We start from the raw sequence: 22,600 nt of genomic DNA, 5'->3' as shown, positions 1-22,600 counted from the left end.
CATTGAAGAAAAATAATCGTTTCATCAGTTTGAGCATCTTGATGCTCATTTTCGGCATTATGCTGTCCGTGCAGTTCAATTCGCTGAAGGCGCCGAAGGTCCGCGATACGCGGGACATTTGGGACCTCAGGGAGGACTTGAAGGAAGAACAGAAAAAACAGCTTGATCTGATCAGCGAAATTGACAAGTATGAAAAAATGCTGAACACATACAGTCATCAAGAAGAAACCTCGCGGACAAAAGCGTTGAATGAAACGCTTCAAAACTTAAAAAAACAGGCCGGCTTCACAGATGTCACAGGGAACGGAATCATCATCACCATTTCTCAGCTCTTCTCGGAAGAATTGACAGGGGAATCGATTCAAAATCCCCCTCCCGACCTTCTGAAAAAGCTGATTAATGAACTGAATATGTATGAAGCGGAAGAAATATCCATCAACGACAGAAGGGTTGTCAACACGACGGTGATCCGCGATATCAACGGAACAACCAAAATAGACGGTTATCCTTTGGACAACTATCCGATAACGGTAAAAGTCATCGGCAAAAACGCCGATAAACTATATAGCCGAATGAATGCTTCATCCCTGCAGGATCTGTTCGCGGGAGAAAATCTGGATTTGCAAATCAAAAGGCCTGAAAAACAAATCAAAATCAAAGCTTACGAAGGTTCAATGCAAGTTGCGCCATTGAAACCGCTCGAAAAATCAAAAGGAGAGAATTCCTAATGTGGCTTCCGGTTTTAGGGCTTTTGCTCGGAATTACAATCGGGTTCAGCACGAACTTCACCATTCCGGATGAATACTCAAATTATTTGTCCCTGGCGATTCTTGCATCCCTTGATACTTTGATCGGGGGAATAAGGGCCCATTTGGAAAGTGTATACGATGAACTAGTTTTTGTGACGGGCTTTTTCTTCAATATTATTCTCGCCATAAGTTTGGCTTTTCTGGGCGTTCATCTTGGTGTAGACTTGTATTTAGTCGGGATGTTTGCATTTGGCGTGAGGCTTTTCCAAAACATCGCGGTCATCAGAAGAATACTGCTCGCCAAATGGACGGCCTCGAGGAGAAAAAATTAAAAAAAATCGGATTTAAAAGAGGATATACATAGGATATCACGAATATTCACAGTAATCCTAAAACTAAAAACGAAGCGTATTGGTTTGTATTGATTGTTACACACTTGTAAAACCAGATTCATTGTATTGTTGTTCGGCAAATAATAGAATAGAATTGACTGAAATGTGAGGAGGTGCCATAGAATGAACAACAATGAACTTTACGTTAGTCTAGACATCGGTACGTCCAATATTAAAGTGATCGTCGGTGAAATGTCAGACGATTCTCTTAACATTATCGGAGTCGGAAATGTTCCCTCAGAGGGGCTGAAAAAAGGATCAATCGTTGATATAGATGAAACGGTTCATTCTATAAAAAAAGCGTTTGAACAAGCAGAAAGAATGATAGGTTTTCCGCTGACCCACGCGATCGTCGGGGTTAACGGGAACTACATCCATATTCAAGATACGAACGGTGTTGTGGCTGTCTCAAGCGAGAATAAAGAGATCCACGTTGAAGACGTGCGCCGGGTGATGGAGGCCGCTCAAGTCGTTTCCATCCCGCCTGAACAGCTGATCGTTGATGTGATTCCGAGACAGTTTATCGTTGACGGCAGAGGCGATATCACAGATCCGAAAAAGATGCTCGGCGTCCGCCTTGAAGTGGAAGGGTCGCTGATCACGGGTTCTAAAACGATTTTACATAACCTGCTGCGCTGTGTGGAAAGAGCGGGAATTGAAATAACGGATATTTGCCTTCAGCCGCTGGCTGCCGGATCTGTCGCTTTATCAAAGGACGAAAAAAACCTCGGAGTGGCTTTAATCGACATCGGGGGAGGATCGACAACGGTTGCCGTATTTGAGGACGGCCATCTTCTTGCGACCCGCGTCATACCCCTGGGAGGAGAAAACATCACCAAGGATATTTCAATCGGATTGCGCACTTCCACAGACGAAGCTGAGCGGGTGAAGAAGCAGTTTGGACATGCTTTCTATGAAGAAGCGTCGGAAGAGGAAACATTTGAAGTCGCCGTGATCGGAACAGACCAAAAGCAGACCTTTTCTCAGCGGGAAGTGGCAGACATTATAGAAGCCAGGCTCGAAGAAATCTTTTTATTCGTGGCAGAGGAACTGCGAAACATGGGAATAAAAGAATTGCCGGGAGGGTTTGTGCTTACAGGGGGACAGGCTGGAATGCCGGGTGTCCTCAGCCTCGCACAGGATGTTCTTCAAAATAACGTCAGAGTGGCTATCCCGAATTATATCGGTGTAAGAGAACCTCAATACATGACAGGAGTCGGCCTCATCCAATTCGCTTACCGCAACGCAAAAATCCAAGGCAGAAAAGTAGGGTTTAAGATGCCGGAACAAGCGGTTCAGGAAGTCGCGGCAACACATCAAAAAGAAGTGCAGCAGCGACCGAAGCCAAAATCCAAGCAGCACGCTCAAGCTGAGAAAAAGCCGAGCAAAATGAAGAAAATATTTAACTTCTTTTGGGAATAGAGATTAGTCATTCGACGGATTAGGAGGATTTAGCATGTTAGAGTTTGAAACAAATATAGACGGCTTAGCATCGATTAAAGTAATAGGAGTAGGTGGCGGCGGTAACAATGCCGTCAATCGGATGATCGAAAATGACGTTCAGGGAGTCGAGTTTATCGCAGTCAACACGGATGCCCAGGCTCTCAACCTGTCAAAAGCGGAAACGAAAATGCAGATTGGTGCGAAGCTGACACGCGGGCTCGGCGCCGGAGCCAATCCGGAAGTCGGCAAAAAAGCCGCAGAGGAAAGCAAAGAACAAATTGAAGAAGCGCTGAAAGGTGCAGACATGGTGTTCGTCACAGCCGGAATGGGCGGCGGAACAGGAACGGGCGCGGCACCTGTCATCGCACAAATCGCAAAAGATCTGGGCGCATTGACTGTCGGCGTTGTCACAAGGCCGTTTACCTTTGAAGGAAGAAAAAGACAGCTTCAGGCGGCAGGCGGTATTTCAGCAATGAAGGAAGCCGTCGACACCCTGATCGTCATTCCGAATGACCGTCTTCTTGAAATCGTCGATAAAAACACACCGATGCTTGAAGCGTTCCGCGAAGCGGACAACGTTCTCCGCCAAGGTGTTCAGGGCATTTCAGACCTGATCGCAACACCTGGACTGATCAACCTTGACTTTGCCGACGTTAAAACGATCATGTCCAACAAAGGTTCTGCACTGATGGGTATCGGGGTAGCGACAGGTGAGAACCGCGCTGCAGAAGCCGCTAAAAAAGCTGTTTCCAGCCCGCTGCTTGAAACGGCGATTGACGGCGCCCAAGGCGTGCTGATGAACATTACAGGCGGAACCAACTTAAGCCTTTACGAAGTTCAGGAAGCGGCGGACATTGTGGCAGCTGCATCTGACCAGGACGTCAACATGATCTTCGGATCTGTCATCAATGAAAACTTGAAAGACGAAATCGTCGTTACGGTCATCGCGACCGGCTTTATCGAACAGGATCAAGATGCATCTAAGCCGCAGAGACCTTTAAACCAAGGCTTAAAACAGCATCATCAGCCTGCTCCGAAACGGGAGCCGAAGCGCGAGGAGCCAAGCATGCCGCACCGCAGCCCATCTCAGCCTGCCGAGGATACGCTTGACATCCCGACTTTCTTAAGAAACCGCAATAAACGCTAAAACGTCTACAATACATTGGAAAGCTGCCGACAAGAAGTCGGCGGCTTTTTTTATGCGCTGGAAACGGATTCTCCCCTCCAAAAGCATCAATTGTCATCCTGATCGAAGCGCCTCCCTCAAAAGCCTTGCATCTAACCTCTCTCTTTTCTCCCGAATGCACGGATTTTCCTTTCGTCTTGTCATCTGTCCGAACTATGACGGTGAACAAGTCATATGTAAAAAGAACGAATTTACAAACTGACAGAGGAAAAATGACAAAATACGACAATATCTATAAGTCTTTTCTTTTACCATTATTAATAGTTTCTGTTTCTAGACAAAGAAACGCAAGAAACGACTATATTTGCTATTGCTTAAAGGAGGATGTCATGTGAAGAAAAAGCCATTATTCCGCACATTCATGTGCGCTGCACTCATCGGTTCACTTCTCGCTCCGGCTGCTGTGCAGGCTGAAACAGGTACGGCAGCGAAGGCCAAGGAACAAAGCAAAATATCAAGCGCTCTTTACAAACGTTTTGAGAAAGAAGATAAAGTGACTTTTTTAATCAAAATGAAAAACCAGGCGAATCTTCAGCAAGCGGCAACAGCGGCTGAAAACCGGGCGAAAGCAAGCGTGATGACAGTGAAAAAAGTGAAAGAAATCAAACGTTCGGCCGTGCTGACGTCCCTGCGTACAAAAGCTGAGAGAACGCAAAAAGACTTAAAATCGTTTTTGGAAAAAGAAGAGAAAAAAGGAACAGCAAAGCAAGTGGAATCTTTCTATATTGTAAACGGCATCGCTGTGACGGCGACAAAGGATGTTATGGAAAAAGCGGCTTCATTTCCGGAGGTTGAAAAAGTGCTGCCAAATCAAAAAATTAAGCTTGGCAACACTGAAAAACCTACGGTAGAATCGAAAACGTCCACGGATCGTTCCCCTGCTTCCAACATTGAGCAGGTTCATGCGCCTGATGTCTGGAAAAAGCGCTATAAAGGCAAAGGAGCCGTCGTCGCTTCGATTGACACCGGCGTTGAGTGGGATCATCCGGCGTTGAAGACAAAGTACAGAGGCTATAACCCTTCTAAACCGAACAGTCCAGACAATGAGTTCAACTGGTTTGATGCGGTAAGCAATAAGAAAACGCCATATGACGACTTGGGCCACGGCACACATGTGACAGGCACGATGGTCGGCTCAGAAGCCGGCGGCAAAAACCAGATCGGTGTCGCACCGACTGCGAAATGGATCGCTGTCAAAGCCTTTTCAGAGGACGGCGGAGACGAAAAATCCCTTTTGGCTGCAGGAGAATGGATTTTGGCCCCGAAAGATACAAAAGGAAAAGCGCATCCTGAAAAGGCTCCCGATGTCGTCAACAATTCTTGGGCGGGGGAACGCGGACTCAATGAATGGTATTTGGATATTGTCAAAGCTTGGCGGGCAGCTGATATCTTTCCTGCATTCGCAGCAGGTAATGTCAGCGAATTGGAACCGGGCGGACCGGGTTCAGTTGAGAATCCGTCCAACTATCCGCAATCTTTTGCGATAGGCGCAGTTGACAGCGCAAACGCGTTAGCCGATTTTTCATTGCAAGGGCCTTCGCCATATGACGAAATCAAGCCCGATATTTCGGCACCGGGCGTCAGCATCCGCTCTGCTTATCCGGGACACAAATATGCTGCAATGAACGGGACATCGATGGCGACCCCGCATGTATCCGGCATCGTCGCTTTAATGAGGGAAGCCAATCCGGATCTCACAGTCGATGAAATTGAGCGCATCCTGCTGAATACGGCGACGCCTCTGACTGACAAAACGTTTGAAAAATCGCCGAACAACGGCTACGGATACGGCTTAGTCAACGCTTTAAAAGCTTTTGACGCGGCTAAAAAAACAAAATGATAAAAATGGACAAAACCGCTTTAACGGTTTTGTCCTTTTTTTATCTAATTTTAAACATGACCTTGACAAATACCGACAAAAAAATTAACCAGTTTTTACTATATTTAAGTTACATCAAGGTCAGACAAGGCATCCACAGGGAGAGGAGGACGGACAAATCCAGCCAATTTCATAAAAAAGGGGGATGTTCATTTGAAAAGAAAGCTGAGAAAAAAGGCGTTTTCCACCATTTTAAGCGGTTTATTAATCGGCTCGCTATTCATGCCCGCCGTTTCAGATGCCGCGGCAAAGCCTGCGCTTACTTCGATGAAAGAACAAGCAGCTGCAGGGAAGGAAAAAATTTCGAAATCTCTCGTCAAACAGTTCAAAAAAGAAGATCAAGTCACATTTTTGATTAAACTGAAAGATCAAGTCGATACACCAAAAGTGGCCAAGCAGGCGGAAAAGAATGCGAAGAAAAAGTCGCTGAGCGCGGCTAAAACAGAATATCAAAAGCGCTCGGCTGTTGTCTCCGCTTTAAGAGTCAAAGCGGATGAGACGCAAAGCGATTTGAAACGTTATTTGAAAAATCAGGAAAAACAAGGAAAAGTAAAAAAAATCCGATCCTATTATATTGTTAACGGCATGGCCGTTCATGCGACGAAAGAGGTCATGGAACAAGTAGCAGCTTTTCCGGAAGTAGAGAAAGTGCTCCCGAACGAAAAAAGGCAGCTGATCAAACCGGCTAAACAGTCTGTGAAAAAATCGGCCGCTAAAGATGAAAAAGAAATCGAATGGAATATCAATCGAGTCGACGCGCCAAAAGCCTGGAAATTGGGATATGACGGAACGGGCACGGTTGTCGCGTCAATTGATACGGGTGTGCAGTGGGATCATCCGGCCTTAAAAGAAAAATACCGCGGATATGACCCGCAGCATCCTGATCAGCCTGATCACGAATTCAGCTGGTATGATGCGGTTTCTGGCGCTTCTGAACCTTTGGACGACCTGGAGCACGGCACGCATGTAACCGGGACGATGGTCGGCTCAGAGCCTGACGGCCAAAACCAAATCGGTGTGGCGCCGGGTGCAAAGTGGATTGCCGTGAAAGCTTTTTCGGATGACGGCGGAACGGACGAAGACCTGATTGCAGCGGGTGAATGGATTTTGGCGCCGAAAGATAAAGATGGCAACCCGCACCCTGAAATGGCTCCGGATGTTGTCAATAACTCGTGGTCTGGGGGAGCCGGGATTGATGAGTTTTACAGGGATATCGTAAAAGCGTGGCGTGCTGCAGGCATCTTCCCTGAGTTCTCTGCGGGGAACGCCGATTTCACCAATCCGGGAGGACCTGCTTCGATTGCCAATCCGGCAAACTACCCCGAAGCGTTCGCGACCGGTGCGACAGACATCGATAATCGCTTAGCCGATTTTTCACTTCAAGGTCCTTCTCCGTATGATGAGACAAAGCCTGAAATAACGGCACCTGGTGTCAACATTCGCTCTTCTGTGCCTGGAAGCGGCTATCAAGACGGCTGGGACGGCACTTCAATGGCAGGACCGCATGTCGCAGCCGCGGCCGCTCTTATCAAGCAGGCCGATTCGTCGATCACCGTTGATGAAATCGAAAAGATTTTGATGAAAACCGCAACACCGCTCACAGACAGCAAATTTACCGAATCGCCGAACAACGGATACGGCCACGGGCTCGTGAACGTATTTGACGCGGTGTCCGCCGTCACAGAAGGGTTGGGCAAAGCGGAAGGGCAAGTCGGAAAAGAAGGCGAAGACAAAAATCCGCCGGTTTTAAACCATCAAGAGATCAACGAAATTTACTCAGGCTCGGAAACGCCTCTTACAGTTGATGTGGAAGACGATGTCAGCATCATATCGGTCAAATTGAGCTATAAAACCGATGATTCCGATTGGGTGACGATCGCTGCCAAACAAACTTCAGGCGACTATAAAAAAGGAACGTACGAGGCGGCCGTATCCGTTTCTCAAGGGAAAGCGCTTTCCTACAAATGGATTGTCACCGATTTCGGAGGAAACAAAACGGAATCCAAAGTGTACGAAATCCCGATTTCTCCGGCTGTGACCACAGGGTATAAACAAGATTTCGAGAATGCCGCCAACGGCTGGATCACATCAGGTGTGAAGAATTCATGGGAGCGCGGTATTCCTCAGTCAGGCCCGAATGCCGCAGCATCGGGAAAAAACGTATTTGCAACAAATCTGACAGGGCCGTATGAAAGTTCGGCCAATATGAATCTTCTCATGCCTCCTGTCAGCGTTCCAAAAAATCAAAAGCTTTATCTCACATACAAATATTGGCATGATATTGAAGAGGACTTCGATTACGGCTTCGTTTATGTACAACCTGAAGGGAAAGATGAATGGATCCCGGCTGCTGAGTACAGCGGCAGGACGTCAGAATGGAAAGACGGACAGATCGATTTGTCGGAATACGGGGGACAGACGATTAAGATTATGTTCAACCTTCAATCTGACGACAGCATTGAGGGTGACGGGCTCTATATCGATGATGTAGCGCTTGTGAAGGAAGTGAAGAGCGCCGGCACGAAAAAACGCCTGGGCGTTGAAAAACAGCCGGCCAAAATAAAGGATAAGAAAACGAAGAAACAAACGATTGATCCGAAAAAAGCAAAACCGGCAGAAGCCGTTCAAAAATATTCTGAGACGAAAAAAGCAGCTCCTGCAGTTCTTCCGGTGCGGGCTCAGGTCAGCGTGCTGGAGACGGGCAAATCGACATATTCCAACCAGGCAACAGGCGCATACAGCTTGGCTCATGCACCTGGAACGTATACGCTGAAAGCAGAAGCGTACGGATATGAATCAAATGCCCAAACCGTAAAAATCGAGGCCGACAAGACGACGACGGCAGACTTTGTCTTAAAAGAACTGAAGAAAGGGACGCTCACCGGAACGATAAAAAACAAAAAAACGGGTGAACCCGTCCGACATGCAAAGCTGTATATCGTTGAAGATGCATCCATAAAACCGGTTCAGACGGACGGCGACGGAAGCTATTCATTAACGGCCTATGAAGGCTCGTATACGGTAAAGGTCTCTGCAAACGGATATTACAGCAGCGAGTTTTCCGTTGATTTAAAAGGAGATGTCTCGAAAGATATCGAGCTCGATCCTTTCATCGGCTATCCGGGGGAAATAGGCTATGATGACGGAACCGGGGAAAACGCCTGGGCTTTCTATGAATCCGGCAACGGGCTGGCTGTTAAAATGACGCTCGAAAACGGGCAGGAAAAAGCCATGCTGAAAGGCGGCTTGTTCAAATTCTGGGATACAGAATTCCCGGATCCGGGCGGCACTGATTTTGCAGTCGAGGTCTACGATGCGTCGGGTGAAAAAGGATCTCCGGGCAAAAAACTCGCCGGTCCGTTCAAGGCTGAAGCGCTCCGCACAGGCGAATGGACGACCGTTGATTTAGGTGATGAAGGCATCCTCGTCGGAAAAGACTTTTACCTCGTGTACGTCCAGACAGAGGATCTGGCCAACTCACCTGGACTTGCTACAGACGAAGACGGGGAATATTCCGGCCGCAACTGGCAGTATACGGACGGCTCATGGTCGAAAGCGCCATCAGACCAAGGCAACTTCATGATCCGCGCTTTGGTCGACTATGAATTGGCGGTGCCTATGATCACGTCTCCTAAAGACGGATTCATCACCAACAAAAAGAACACTGTCATCGAAGGATCATCGTCTCCGAATACGACCGTTCATCTCTTTAACGGGGATGAAGAAGCCGGAACGGCGGAAACGGGGGCAGACGGCACTTTCTCAAAAGAGATTCCGCTGAATAAAGGAGAAAATGTGATCACCGCCAAATCGTCATCGGCTTCCGGAACGACGGATGCTTCAGAACCGGTCCGGATCGTCCTTGACCAGAAAAAGCCGAAGCTTACGATCGACACGCCGAAAAGCGGCTCAAAACTCAATAAAGAGACTGTCACCGTGAAAGGAACAGTATCAGACGACCACTTGGAATCAGTTCATGTGAACGGCAAAAAAGCGGCTGTTGACAATGGCGAATATTCTGCGAGGATTATGCTTGACAACGGCCAAAATGAAATCAAAGTAACGGCAGCAGATGCGGCAGGCAACAAAACGACCAAAAAAGTGAAGGTGGATGTCAACTTTGAAGCGCCGCAAATCACCGGCTTGAAACCGGCTGAAGACCTCGAGCTCAAAACGGGAGAAACCGTGAAAATCGAGTTTGAAAGCGCCGCTGATTTGGATGCTGTCTTTGTGATCAGAATGCCGCTTACCAATTTCAAAACAGCCGCCCAAAACGTAACAGAGCTGCCGATCAGAGAAGTCTCAAAAGGCAAGTATGAAGGATATTGGACTGCGACTTCAACCGCAAAAGCAAAAGGAGCGGAAATCGAGGTCACCGTCCGGGATGATTACGGCAATGAAACGAGACAAACGGCAAAAGGCAAACTGTACATCAATGAAAAGCTGAAATAAAGGTGAAAAGGCGCTGTCTTCAATGGCAGCGTTTTTTTCGTTTTATGATCGACAAATTCAGTACGAAAACTTCAAAAAATGTACGATTTGCGCAACATTAATTGACAGACTTTACCTTTGGGCTTGATTTATACTTAGGAAAACACACTAAGGTCATCGAGCCCAAAGAAAGGGGAAGGATGTGGAAATCTATTTAGATGCGATATGGCTGTTAAACTTTTGTTTTGACTTGCTGCTTTTAATGATGACCGCATTTATTTTAAAGCGAAGGGTTAAAAAGCGGAGGCTGATCTTAGGGGCGTTTGTCGCGTCAAGCATCGTTCTGTTTATGTTTACACCTTTTTCGCCGTACGTCCTTCATCCTGCAGGCAAACTGTCGTTTTCGGTTGTGATCGTTTTTGTGACATTTGGTTTTAAGCGGTTCCGGTTTTTTTTGCAAAATTTGTTTTCTTTTTATTTTGCCACTTTCTTAATGGGAGGAGGGATTATTGGAGCGCATTCTTTGCTTGAAACGGATTCGATCATGGAAAACGGCGTCTTTATGACGAATTGGTCCGGTTTTGGAGACCCGGTCAGCTGGCTGTTTGTCGGTGCGGGTTTTCCGGCTGTATGGCTGTTTTCAAAAAGGCGTTTTGAAGATGCTGAAGCGAAGAAAATTCAATATGAAGAACGCGTCCGCCTAGAGACCGGCATTGATGAACATACGCTTCATTTCACCGGATTGATTGACTCCGGAAACCAGCTTTACGATCCGATCACAAAAACGCCCGTCATGATCGTCAATATTGAAAAATTGAAAGGTGTATTGGGAGAAGAAGCGAGTGTGATCATCAAGGAAATGAGCCCGCTTGATGCCGTCGGCAAACTTGATGAAACACTCCCGTATATCGGGCGGGTCCGCCTGATTCCGTACCGCGGGGTCGGCCATCAGCATCAGTTTCTGCTCTGCCTAAAGCCGGATCATGTGCTCATTTTTTCGGAAAAGGAGGTGATTGAAGCGCCGAAATGCCTGATTGGCATCAGCACATCACCGCTTTCCGCGGACGGCGAATTTGACGCCATCGTCCATCCGAAAATGCTGGCCGGAAACCCGGTCAAACACGTTTCTTAAACTCGCAGTCTGTTACATTATCATACTCCTGAAGACGTTTATTTAGAAGGGGGAGGAAGATGAAAAAACTAAAATTAAGGTTAACCTATCTGTGGTACAAACTTTTAATGAAACTGGGGCTGAAAAGCGACGAAATTTATTATATCGGCGGAAGCGAAGCGCTGCCCCCGCCATTGTCAAAAGATGAAGAGCAGGTGCTTCTCCATAAGCTGCCTGATGGTGATCAGGCGGCACGGGCGATTTTGATTGAACGAAATCTCAGGCTGGTCGTCTACATCGCGAGAAAATTTGAAAATACCGGCATCAATATCGAGGATTTAATCTCCATCGGCACGATCGGCCTTATCAAAGCGGTGAATACCTTTAATCCCGAGAAAAAAATCAAACTGGCTACATATGCTTCCAGATGTATTGAAAATGAAATTTTGATGTATTTAAGAAGAAACAATAAAATTCGCTCAGAGGTATCATTCGATGAACCGCTGAACATTGATTGGGACGGAAATGAACTTCTTCTCTCAGATGTGCTCGGAACAGAAAACGACATTATTACAAAAGATATCGAAGCAAACGTTGATAAGAAGCTTTTGAAAAAAGCACTTGAACAGCTCAATGACAGAGAAAAACAGATCATGGAGCTCCGCTTCGGGCTTGTCGGAGGAGAAGAAAAAACGCAAAAAGACGTTGCCGATATGCTCGGCATCTCCCAGTCCTATATTTCCCGGCTTGAAAAAAGAATTATTAAAAGGCTGCGAAAAGAATTCAACAAAATGGTTTAATTTTTTTATGAAATTTGAAGTGTTGACAGCCAAGGGTTTTCGACTTGATCTTCTTATTTTTGGAAATTAACGATGCATATTTTTCCCACCCGAGGAGATACTGAACTTTGTACAGCAGCTCCTGTAGGGAGGGAAAAAAGTGTCGAGAAATAAAGTTGAAATCTGCGGGGTTGATACATCAAAACTGCCCGTACTGAAGAACGAAGAGATGAGAAAGTTGTTCAAGCAAATGCAGGATAAAGGAGACACGACAGCAAGAGAAAAGCTTGTTAACGGTAATTTGCGCCTTGTCTTAAGCGTCATTCAAAGGTTTAACAACAGAGGAGAGTATGTTGATGACTTATTCCAAGTCGGCTGCATCGGACTAATGAAATCAATTGATAATTTTGATCTGAGCCACAATGTTAAGTTTTCAACATATGCTGTACCAATGATCATCGGAGAAATCCGCAGATATTTGCGCGATAACAACCCGATCCGCGTCTCACGGTCACTCAGGGATATCGCGTACAAGGCGCTGCAAGTGAGAGAACGGCTGATCAGTGAGACAAGCAGGGAGCCGACGGCTCAGGAGATCGCTAAAGAGCTTGAAGTGTCCCATGAAGAAATCGTTTTTGCGCTTGACGCTATTCAAGATCCCGTATCTTTGTTTGAGCCGATTTACAATGACGGAGGAGATCCGATTTATGTCATGGATCAAATCAGCGATGAGCGCAACAAGGATTCGCAATGGATCGAAGAGCTCGCCTTAAAAGAAGGCATGAGACGGCTGAACGAACGGGAAAAAATGATCCTCAGAAAACGCTTCTTCCAAGGCAAGACGCAAATGGAAGTCGCTGATGAGATCGGAATCTCCCAAGCCCAGGTCTCAAGGCTGGAAAAAGCCGCCATTAAACAAATGAATAAGAACATTCACTAAAGCCGCAGTCAATCTGCGGCTTTTCACATGCTAAAAATGGAAAATCTCTCATTCACTTTGTTATATAAATAAGCTATAATAAAAGAATTATATTTTAATTTATCAGAATATTTACATAAAAGGAGGACTTCATATGGTTTTGCAGCTTGAGAATGCTTCACTAAAACGAAACGGAGAGTGGATATTAAAGGATATTAATTGGACGGTGGAAAAGGGGGAGCACTGGGCGCTATACGGATTGAACGGGGCCGGCAAAACCGCTCTGTTGAACATGCTGTGCGCTTATTATTTTCCGACAACAGGAAATGTCACCGTGTTAGGACGCGAATTTGGAAAAACGGAGCTGAACGAAAAGCTTCGCCAAAAAATCGGCCTTGTGTCAGCGGCTCTGCAGCAGAAGCTGTATCCTGAAGACAGTGCATTTGAAATTGTCTTAAGCGGCGCTTTCGCTTCGATCGGCCTTTATGAATCGCCTTCACAGTCTGTCAGAGAGAAAGCGGTCGCCCTCTTGGAGGAATTCGGCTCCATCCGCTATGCGGACAGGAGATATGAAACGCTCTCCCAGGGAGAAAAGCAAAAGGTGCTGATCGCAAGGGCCTTGATGGCCGATCCTGAGCTGCTGATTCTCGACGAACCTGTCACCGGTCTAGATTTTATCGCGAGGGAGCAGGTGCTGGATACGGTTGAACAAATTGCCAAGAAAGACAGTGCGCCGTCCATGCTTTACGTTACTCACCATGCAGAAGAAATTCTCCCCGCTTTCAGCCAAACCCTGCTGTTAAAAAAAGGGGAAGTGTTTGCGTTGGGAAAGACAAGAGAGATGATGTCCGGCGAGGTTCTGTCCGAATTTTTCGATATGCCCGTCCAGGCGGTATGGACGGAAGATCGGCCGTACTTGTCCAAGAAAAAAACTGCAAACCTCAATGTTTAAAGCTTCGGATGTGTTTGGGAGCCTCCTTCTATTATGGAGGCTCTTTTTCAGCTTTATCATCTTAAAGAAGCTGGTAAGATAATAAAGAACGTCATGTTTTAGGGGAGTTCATCATTATGATCATTCAATTCATTCGCTACAGATAATGAAAGGTATAGACAAACGCTTAGCCCATCCACACCTATGGCTTTAAAAATGCCGAAGGAGCGGGTTTATTTGTCTATGCCTTTTTCATTGATCTAAATACGAATGAATGAGGTGTAACAATGATGAATAAAAAATTAAAAAGAGCAGCGCTTATGAAGGAGCATGAAACGATGTTTCAGTGCCCGCTATGCGCCGCGAACATGGCGATCAGCGAGTTAAAAAGCCTTATATGTTCAAACAGACATACGTTTGATATCGCAAAAGGAGGGTATGTCAATGTCGCGACGCATTCTCCTTCTGTTAAATATGATATAGATTTATTTGAAGCCAGAAGAATGTTAGCAGCCGCCGGCTTTTTTGAACCGATGAGAGGCGCGTTGACAGACCGTCTTAAACAAGCCGGCCTGCCGTTTTGCAATTTTGTCAGGATCCTCGATGCCGGCTGCGGGGAAGGTTCGCATTTGACGCGAATCGCTGAAACGCTAGAAGCGCGTTTCGGAACGCCTGTCCTTGGAGTCGGGCTGGATTTGGCGAAAGCCGGGATTGTATCGGCGGCTAAGCAAGAAAGAGAGGCGATCTGGTGTGTCGCCGATCTGGCTGCCGCACCGTTTCGGAATCGTTCATTCGACGCGATCCTCAATATATTGTCGCCTTCTAATTACGCGGAATTCGAGCGGCTGTTATCGGATGACGGCATCGTTTTGAAAGTGATTCCGAGAAGCGGCCATCTGAAAGAACTGAGGAGATTTTTGTACGACGGCTCGGACAAACAAGCCTATACGAGCGAGGATACGGCTGAGCGCTTCGCGTCTCATTTTGATCTGATCGACAGAACGGAGATCGCCTACAGCAAACGTTTAGACCGAATCCAGCTCCCGCCGCTCATCAAGATGACGCCTTTATCATGGCGCGCGCAAAAGGAGCGGATCAATGCCTTTCTAAAGAAGGAATCCGCTGTTATGACCGTCCATCTCGATATTTTAGCCGGCAGGAAAAAAACGAAATAAACCACTGAAAAGGCAGTCTAAATAAAGGACTGCCTTTCATATAATCTTAAAAGGACATTTGATCAGAGGAGGCGTGCGGTGGACATGATGAACATTTCTGATTTCCAGATAAAAGATGTCGTTAACGTATCAAACGGGAAAAAGCTCGGCAGCATCGGCGATATCGATATTAATGTAACGACAGGCAAAATACAGGCGATTGTCATCGGAGGAACGGGGAAAGTTTTCGGATTTTTCGGAAAAGAAGAGGAAATCGTCATTCCGTGGCGAAATATTGTTAAAATTGGAGAAGATGTGATTCTTGTGCGTTTAAGCTGATCAAGCATATGAGATGATGCCTGATCAATCGGCGGGCCCTTATCCGCCTGCTTTTTCAACATTATTGTATACGGTGAGACCGTCTGCAAAAACGGCGATAAATGTTGCAAACAATACATTTCGTTTAGTTTTTTGAAACGAAACTAAACGAATGCATCAAGATGTGTTAAAATAGGAGCGATATGATGAAAGACTACGATGTTTGTCGAAAGGCTGATCACCATGAATACATATAACCCCTTTCGTCTTGATGCTCCGTCAATGCTTTTGATTGAGGAATGGAATCAGACGGCGGAAACCGGCGGTTCCGTCACAGCCGGATTTACGACAAAAAACGGCGGAGAAAGCGAACCGCCTTTTCACTCACTGAATACAGGGCTGCACGTTCAGGATCATGAACAGCATGTCATCAATAACAGAAAACAGATTGCCGACAACTTAAAAACCGATCTGCACGACTGGGTATTTGCCGATCAGACGCATGAAGACCGGATTCAAAAAGTGACGGATAGCGATCGCGCCAGCGGCGCTTTCCGATACGATACGGCGCTGAAGGCTACGGACGGACTTTATACAGACAGGCCAAACCTGTTTTTGGCGCTTTGCTTTGCCGACTGCGTTCCTGTTTATTTTTACGATCCGGTCCGCTCGCTGGCCGGAATCGCTCACGCGGGCTGGAAAGGCACCGCGCTCGGGATCGCAGCCAGCATGGTTGACACGTGGGTCAGCCGGGAAGGATCAAATCCCGCAGACATCCACGCCGTGATCGGGCCTGCGATCGGCTCGTGCTGCTACACTGTCGACGATCATGTAATAGACAAAATCAGGAATCTTCCTCTTCAGCGAGAAGACAAAGCCTTTTTGACGATAAAAGAAGGGGAGTACCGTCTCGAATTAAAAGAAGTGAACAGGCAGCTGCTTGTACACGCCGGAATTCCAAACGGCCAGATCAAGGTGAGTTCCCTTTGTACGAGCTGCGAGCATTCACTGTTTTTCTCCCATCGGAGAGACCGGGGAAAAACCGGACGGATGATGTCCTTCATCGGATTAAAGGAGGTATAGCTTACAGGTGGATGTGAAAAGCAATTTACGACATATAAATGACAGGATCAACGAAGCGTGTATCAAAGCGGGAAGAACGCCCGACGAAATATCCGTCATCGCTGTCACGAAATATGTTTCCCCGGAACGGGCGCAGGCAGCGCTTGATGCAGGAATCAGACATTTGGGAGAAAACCGCGATACCGGACTGCTTCACAAGCTCGACGCTTTGAAAGACAGCGAACCGGTATGGCATTTTATCGGAACCCTGCAGACGAGAAAGGTAAAAGCAATCATCGATCATGTCTCATATATCCATTCTTTAGACAGGCTTTCATTGGCCGACGAGATTCAGAAGAGGGCAAAAAAACCGATTGACTGTTTTGTTCAGGTCAACACATCCCTTGAATCTTCAAAACACGGCATGGCAAAAGAAGAGGTTCTTCCTTTTGTAAAAAAACTGTCTGCATATGAAAACATCCGGATTGCGGGATTAATGACGATGGCTCCTTTTACGGATGACGAGACGGTAATCAGAAGCTGTTTTCGCTTGCTGAGAGAGCTGCGCGACGAGGTTCGCGGGCTCGGTCAATGGAACGCCCCGTGCAGCGAGCTTTCGATGGGTATGTCTAATGACTATACGATCGCAGTCGAGGAAGGCGCGACATTCGTCAGAATCGGATCTTCCTTAGTCGGAAATGAAACTGGAGGTGGACAATCATGAGTTTGAAAAACAAATTTAAAAACTTTTTTTCCTTGGATGATGAGGAATACGAATACGAGTATATTGAAACAGACAGGGAGGAAATCCCTGAAGAGCATGAATCAAAAGACAGAACCGCCTACCAGTCTAAAGCGGCTGGGAAGCAGAATGTCGTAAGTTTGCAAAGCGTTCAGAAATCTTCTAAAGTAGTGTTAAGTGAGCCTCGGGTGTACGCGGAAGCCCAGGAAATCGCAGACCATATCAAAAACCGACGCGCCGTCGTCGTGAACCTGCAGCGCATCCAGCACGATCAGGCGAAAAGAATCGTTGATTTCTTGAGCGGAACTGTATATGCTCTCGGCGGCGATATTCAGCGGATCGGAGCGGACATCTTTTTATGCACGCCTGAGAACGTCGATGTTTCCGGCACGATTTCCGAGCTCATAGAAGAAGAACATCAGAGGTGGTAAATCGCAGATGATCCTACTTTATCAAATTTTAAGCACGCTTATAACCGTTTATTCGTTTGCGCTCATTATTTACATTTTTATGTCTTGGGTGCCTAATGCAAGGGAGTCTTCATTCGGCCGGGTGCTTGCTTCACTTTGCGAGCCTTATCTCGAACCGTTCAGAAGGATCATTCCTCCGCTCGGGATGATTGATATTTCTCCGATTGTGGCGATTTTCATCCTGCGGTTCGCAGATGCAGGGCTTCTTGCGGTTTTTAGAATGCTCGGCGCTTTTTAAAGACATTATGCCGATCTCCCGTAAGACTTGCCGGTGGCAGCGGCGCCGTGGTTCAGGAGCGTGCCTTCAATCTTTGCGGGCCGAGTATCGGGCTTGGCTGTAGGCCAGGCCTCTTTACATAGAAAGGAAAGAGAATGAGCGATATTTACCAGCATTTCAGAAAAGACGAAGAGCCGTTTATCGACCAGGCTCTTGAGTGGAAAAGAATCGTGGCGGAACAGTACCGGATGAAGCTGACCGATTTTTTGGATCCGCGGGAACAGGTGATCCTGCAATCTGTCATCGGTCAGTCGGACGAAGTGAGGCTTGAATTTTTCGGGGGCTTCCCTGAGGCCGAACGAAAGAGGGCTTTACTATTCCCTGAATATGCCGAGCCGTCTGCCGAAGATTTTCAGCTTCAGGGCTGGGAAGTCATCTATCCGCAAAAATTCGCCTCCATCGAGCATCGCGAGCTTCTCGGCTCAATGATGGGCATCGGATTGAGGCGCCAAAAGTTCGGCGACCTGATCTTTTCGGACGGGACATGGCAGTTTATCTGTTCGGAAGAAGTCGCTGATTTTGTTTTCACCCAGCTGACACAAATCGGCAAGGTGAAAGTTTCCCTTGAAAAAATTCCGCTTTCAAAGCTTAAAGTACCGGAGCAGGATGTCGAAATAAGGGATGATACGGTTTCATCTTTGAGGCTTGATGCGATTTGCTCGGCAATGAGCAGGCAATCCCGGCAAAAAGCACAGGTTCTCGTGAAAAATGGCCTCGTGAAGGTGAACTGGAAAGTCATCGAAGACCCTTCATATGCACTGGCGGAAGGGGATATGGTTTCGATCCGGGGGTTTGGCCGCTTCAGGATGAAAAACATTGACGGCAAAACGAAGAAGGGCAAATGGAGATTGACGTTTGAAAAACAAAAATGACGCGTTTTAACAGTTTTTTCTCCGCCAGGTCGAATTTTGCTTTATAATGTTGACTAGGACAAGTGTACATAAAGAAAAATAATGGAGGTGGGCAGCATGCCTTTGACGCCAAATGACATTCATAATAAAACATTTACAAAAGCGTTCCGCGGCTATGACGAAGATGAAGTGAACGAGTTCCTGGCCCAGGTGAGAAAGGATTATGAGATCATTCTGCGCAAAAAAAATGAGCTTGAATCAAAGGTGAACGAGCTTGACGAACGTCTCGGCCATTTTTCGACGATCGAAGAGACGTTGAATAAATCGATCCTTGTCGCACAGGAAGCAGCAGAAGACGTAAAGCGCAATTCCGAGAAAGAAGCGAAGCTCATCATCCGTGAAGCTGAGAAAAACGCTGACCGGATCATTAATGAGTCTCTTTCAAAATCGAGAAAGATCGCGATGGAAATCGAAGAGCTGAAAAAGCAGTCAAAAGTGTTCAGAACCCGTTTCCAAATGCTGATCGAAGCGCAGCTTGACCTGTTGAAAAACGACGACTGGGATCATTTGCTTGAATACGAAGTAGACGCCGTCATGGATGAAAAAGAATAGAATTTCATTTACGTTCTTGACATATCGTCATCCGTTCGCATATAATACGTTCATAAATTGAGTGAAAAACGTTTGAGAGGGACAGACATTGATTTCTGAGAACAATAAAAGCGACCCGGGGGCGGTGTAAGCCCGGGATTGTTGGAATCGTTGTGAATCAGCCCTCAAGTTTCCTTTCTGAACCGTCCAGTAGGAAAGGACGTCCCATCACGTTACGATGTTTGAGCGGATAAGCCGAATCGGCTTGTCTAAAAGGGTGGTACCGCGAGATCAAAGCCTTCTCGTCCCTTATGGGATGAAAAGGCTTTTTTTGTTTTAGAAAAGATGTTTTGGAGGAATGGTAATGGATTATAAAGACACGCTCTTAATGCCGAAAACAGATTTTCCGATGAGAGGAAACCTGCCGAACCGTGAACCTGAAATTCAGGGGAAATGGGAAGATATGGACATTTACAGCCTCGTTCAGAAGCGAACCGAAGGCCGGCCGATGTTCGTGCTTCATGACGGACCTCCGTATGCGAACGGCGATATTCATATGGGCCATGCGCTTAACAAAGTACTGAAGGACTTCATCGTCCGTTCGAGATCGATGAGCGGCTATCATGCACCGTACGTTCCGGGCTGGGATACACACGGCCTGCCGATTGAAACAGCGCTCACGAAAAACAAAAAAGTGAAGCGCAAAGAAATGACGGTAGCCGAATTCCGCAAGCTTTGCGAAGAATATGCATGGCAGCAAATCGAAGGCCAAAAAACGCAATTTAAGCGGCTCGGTGTCAGAGGAGATTGGGAAAACCCATACGTGACGCTTAAGCCGGAGTTTGAAGCGCAGCAAATTAAAGTATTCGGCGAAATGGCGAAAAAAGGCTATATTTACAAAGGGAAGAAGCCGGTTTACTGGTCCCCTTCAAGCGAATCCGCTCTGGCTGAAGCTGAAATCGAATACCATGATAAACGCTCGCCGTCTATCTATGTTGCATTTGATGTAAAAGATGGAAAAGGTGTATTAACAAACGGCGAAAAAATCGTCATCTGGACGACAACGCCGTGGACGATCCCGGCCAACCTCGGCATCGCCGTACACCCTGAATTGGAGTACAGCGTCGTTGCTGCCGGAGGCGCGCGCTATGTGATGGCAAGCGCGTTGATTGAAAGCGTGGCAAAAGCGATCGGCTTTGAAGATCATGAAGTCGTTCAAACCGTTAAAGGAAAAGACCTGGAGCATATTGTCGCGGTTCATCCTTTATACGGCAGAGATTCGCTTGTCATGCTCGGTGAACACGTAACAACAGATGCCGGTACAGGCTGCGTCCATACTGCTCCGGGACACGGGGAAGACGACTTTAACATCGGTCAGAAATACGGACTTGACGTGCTTTGCCCGGTTGATGAAAAAGGACATATGACGAGCGAAGCCCCTGGTTTTGAAGGACTGTTTTACGATCAGGCCAACAAGCCGATTACAGAACAGCTCGAAGAAAAAGGCGCTTTGCTGAAGCTCGATTTCATCACCCACTCCTATCCGCACGACTGGAGAACGAAAAAACCGACCATTTTCCGTGCGACCTCCCAATGGTTCGCTTCTATCAAAGACTTTAGAGACGAGCTTCTTGACGCGGTGAAAGAAACAAAATGGGTGCCTGAATGGGGCGAAACGCGCCTCTACAATATGATCCGCGACCGCGGCGACTGGTGTATCTCAAGACAGCGCGCATGGGGCGTGCCGATTCCGGTATTTTATGCCGAAAACGGGGAGCCGATCATCACGGATGAAACGATCGACCACGTTTCTGAACTATTCAGGGAGCACGGTTCGAACATTTGGTTTGAAAAAGAAGCGAATGAACTGCTTCCGGAAGGCTTTACTCACCCGGGAAGTCCGAACGGCAAGTTCACAAAGGAACAGGACATCATGGATGTCTGGTTTGATTCAGGTTCGTCACATCAGGCCGTACTGGAAGAGCGCGATGATCTTGTAAGACCTGCGGACTTGTATCTGGAAGGTTCTGACCAATACCGCGGCTGGTTTAACTCATCGATTTCGACAGCCGTTGCCGTAACGGGTAAAGCACCTTATAAAGGTGTGCTGTCACACGGTTTTGCCCTTGACGGAGAAGGCCGCAAAATGAGCAAATCGCTCGGCAATGTCGTTGTTCCGGCAAAAATCATGAATCAGTTCGGGGCCGATATTTTAAGGCTGTGGGTTGCGTCTGTCGACTATCAAGCAGATGTCCGCGTATCTGACGCGATCTTAAAGCAAGTCGCAGAAGTGTACCGGAAGATCCGCAACACGTTCCGTTTCCTTCACGGAAACATTGCCGATTTTGACCCGGCGAAAGATGCAATCGCTGTGGAAGAACTTCGCGAAGTCGATCAGTACATTTTGATCAAACTGAACAGCCTTATTGAAAAAGTCAAAAAAGCATATGAAGAATACGATTTTGCGGTCATCTACCATGCTGTCCACAACTTCTGCGCGATCGAGCTCAGCTCGTTCTATATGGATTTTGCCAAAGACGTCGTTTATATTGAACACGCCGATCATAAAGACCGCCGCAGCATGCAGACCGTTTTTTACGAAACGCTGCTTGCGCTTGTCAAGCTGATCGCGCCGATCCTGCCGCATACTGCTGACGAAATGTGGAGCCACTTCACATTCGTATCGGAAAAAAGCGTGCAGCTTACCGATATGCCGGAAACAAGAGACATTCCAAATGCAAAAGAGACGGAAGAAAAGTTCGACAGCTTCATGAAGCTTCGCGACGATGTTCTTAAAGCGCTTGAAACAGCGCGTAATGAAAAGATCATCGGAAAATCTTCGGTTGCGAGCTTGACGCTGTATCCAAATGAAGAAGCAAAAGCGCTGCTTTCTTCGATCAAGGAAGACGTCAAACAGCTGTTCATCGTGTCAGAGCTTGCCATCGGCGGAACGGAAGCCGAAGCGCCTGAAGATGCGCAGACATTTGAAACAGGAAAAATCGTCGTTGCTCAGGCAGAAGGCGAGACTTGTGAGCGGTGCCGCATGGTTTCCAAAGAAATCGGCCAGGATGCCGATCATCCGGAGCTTTGCCCTCGCTGTGCCGGAATTGTGAAGACGTATTATCAAAATTAACCACGAAGCGGTTCGGAGTTTTTCCGAACCGCTTTTAGTATGCCGCCAAACCCTATCAGGCCTGCTAAGTAAGTGTTCGCGAATATAAAAAGGATGGCAGCTAACCGCCAGGCGTCCTGCCTGAACGCTGCCGCCATCACATCCTGTGAAAGGCCGGAGAAAGGATGCCATTGCTGACATCG

Annotated in this window: 19 protein-coding genes and 1 other annotated feature; all 19 genes read left to right on the top strand. The window is 47.1% G+C overall.

Annotation, left to right across the window (positions count from 1 at the left end; all coding sequences use genetic code 11):
- Nucleotides 1-2: 2 nt before the first annotated feature.
- A complete protein-coding gene (locus ACVC9U_RS10810) occupies nt 3-728 on the top strand; it encodes a DUF881 domain-containing protein (protein ID WP_003181557.1) in 726 nt (241 codons plus the stop codon).
- Nucleotides 728-1,081: a small basic family protein gene (locus ACVC9U_RS10805; RefSeq protein ID WP_003181559.1), complete on the top strand. Its 354-nt coding sequence runs from the start codon at nt 728-730 to the stop codon at nt 1,079-1,081. The genes ACVC9U_RS10810 and ACVC9U_RS10805 overlap by 1 nt, the downstream gene beginning before the upstream one ends.
- Before the next feature lie 183 nt (nt 1,082-1,264).
- Nucleotides 1,265-2,563 (top strand): cell division protein FtsA, encoded by a 1,299-nt coding sequence (gene ftsA, locus ACVC9U_RS10800; protein WP_075752946.1) that lies wholly within the window; start codon nt 1,265-1,267, stop codon nt 2,561-2,563.
- A gap of 34 nt (nt 2,564-2,597) precedes the next feature.
- Entirely contained in the window at nt 2,598-3,731 is a 1,134-nt protein-coding gene (gene ftsZ, locus ACVC9U_RS10795) for a cell division protein FtsZ (protein WP_075752944.1), read from the top strand.
- A 370-nt stretch (nt 3,732-4,101) separates the two neighbouring features.
- On the top strand, nt 4,102-5,610 hold the full coding sequence (locus ACVC9U_RS10790; RefSeq protein WP_075752942.1) for a S8 family serine peptidase: 1,509 nt from the start codon (nt 4,102-4,104) through the stop codon (nt 5,608-5,610).
- 192 nt (nt 5,611-5,802) lie between these two features.
- A complete protein-coding gene (locus ACVC9U_RS10785) occupies nt 5,803-10,101 on the top strand; it encodes a S8 family serine peptidase (RefSeq protein ID WP_441390824.1) in 4,299 nt (1,432 codons plus the stop codon).
- A 181-nt stretch (nt 10,102-10,282) separates the two neighbouring features.
- Nucleotides 10,283-11,212, top strand: a complete 930-nt coding sequence (gene spoIIGA, locus ACVC9U_RS10780; RefSeq protein ID WP_075752938.1) for a sigma-E processing peptidase SpoIIGA — start codon at nt 10,283-10,285, stop codon at nt 11,210-11,212.
- A 59-nt stretch (nt 11,213-11,271) separates the two neighbouring features.
- Nucleotides 11,272-11,991, top strand: a complete 720-nt coding sequence (gene sigE / locus ACVC9U_RS10775; RefSeq protein ID WP_003181573.1) for an RNA polymerase sporulation sigma factor SigE — start codon at nt 11,272-11,274, stop codon at nt 11,989-11,991.
- Nucleotides 11,992-12,130: 139 nt separating this feature from the next.
- A complete protein-coding gene (gene sigG, locus ACVC9U_RS10770) occupies nt 12,131-12,910 on the top strand; it encodes an RNA polymerase sporulation sigma factor SigG (protein ID WP_075752936.1) in 780 nt (259 codons plus the stop codon).
- A 133-nt stretch (nt 12,911-13,043) separates the two neighbouring features.
- Complete coding sequence (locus ACVC9U_RS10765) at nt 13,044-13,841, top strand: ABC transporter ATP-binding protein (RefSeq protein WP_441390821.1); 798 nt, start codon at nt 13,044-13,046, stop codon at nt 13,839-13,841.
- A gap of 269 nt (nt 13,842-14,110) precedes the next feature.
- The gene (locus ACVC9U_RS10760; RefSeq protein ID WP_231128209.1) at nt 14,111-14,995 is read left to right on the top strand and encodes a putative RNA methyltransferase; all 885 of its coding nucleotides are present in this window, start codon (nt 14,111-14,113) and stop codon (nt 14,993-14,995) included.
- A gap of 84 nt (nt 14,996-15,079) precedes the next feature.
- The gene (locus tag ACVC9U_RS10755; RefSeq protein WP_011197962.1) at nt 15,080-15,313 is read left to right on the top strand and encodes a YlmC/YmxH family sporulation protein; all 234 of its coding nucleotides are present in this window, start codon (nt 15,080-15,082) and stop codon (nt 15,311-15,313) included.
- A 222-nt stretch (nt 15,314-15,535) separates the two neighbouring features.
- Complete coding sequence (gene pgeF / locus ACVC9U_RS10750; protein WP_441390818.1) at nt 15,536-16,375, top strand: peptidoglycan editing factor PgeF; 840 nt, start codon at nt 15,536-15,538, stop codon at nt 16,373-16,375.
- 7 nt (nt 16,376-16,382) lie between these two features.
- Entirely contained in the window at nt 16,383-17,078 is a 696-nt protein-coding gene (locus ACVC9U_RS10745) for a YggS family pyridoxal phosphate-dependent enzyme (RefSeq protein WP_075752932.1), read from the top strand.
- Nucleotides 17,075-17,527: a cell division protein SepF gene (gene sepF / locus ACVC9U_RS10740; protein ID WP_003181594.1), complete on the top strand. Its 453-nt coding sequence runs from the start codon at nt 17,075-17,077 to the stop codon at nt 17,525-17,527. Before ACVC9U_RS10745 ends, sepF begins: the two co-directional genes overlap by 4 nt.
- 10 nt (nt 17,528-17,537) lie before the next feature.
- Nucleotides 17,538-17,804 (top strand): YggT family protein, encoded by a 267-nt coding sequence (locus ACVC9U_RS10735; RefSeq protein WP_252606919.1) that lies wholly within the window; start codon nt 17,538-17,540, stop codon nt 17,802-17,804.
- Between the two features lie 134 nt (nt 17,805-17,938).
- The gene (locus ACVC9U_RS10730; protein WP_075752928.1) at nt 17,939-18,715 is read left to right on the top strand and encodes a YlmH family RNA-binding protein; all 777 of its coding nucleotides are present in this window, start codon (nt 17,939-17,941) and stop codon (nt 18,713-18,715) included.
- Nucleotides 18,716-18,811: 96 nt separating this feature from the next.
- A complete protein-coding gene (locus tag ACVC9U_RS10725; protein WP_020451319.1) occupies nt 18,812-19,306 on the top strand; it encodes a DivIVA domain-containing protein in 495 nt (164 codons plus the stop codon).
- Between the two features lie 62 nt (nt 19,307-19,368).
- Nucleotides 19,369-19,598: a binding site (T-box leader), on the top strand.
- A gap of 51 nt (nt 19,599-19,649) precedes the next feature.
- Nucleotides 19,650-22,418, top strand: coding sequence for an isoleucine--tRNA ligase (gene ileS / locus ACVC9U_RS10720; RefSeq protein WP_075752926.1), 2,769 nt, complete (start codon nt 19,650-19,652; stop codon nt 22,416-22,418).
- The last annotated feature ends 182 nt before the right edge of the window (nt 22,419-22,600 follow it).

The organism is Bacillus sp. GM2 (genome assembly GCF_056155945.1).
The sequence above is the reverse complement of the archived record's forward strand: the minus strand, read 5'-3'. Positions and strand labels throughout refer to the sequence as shown.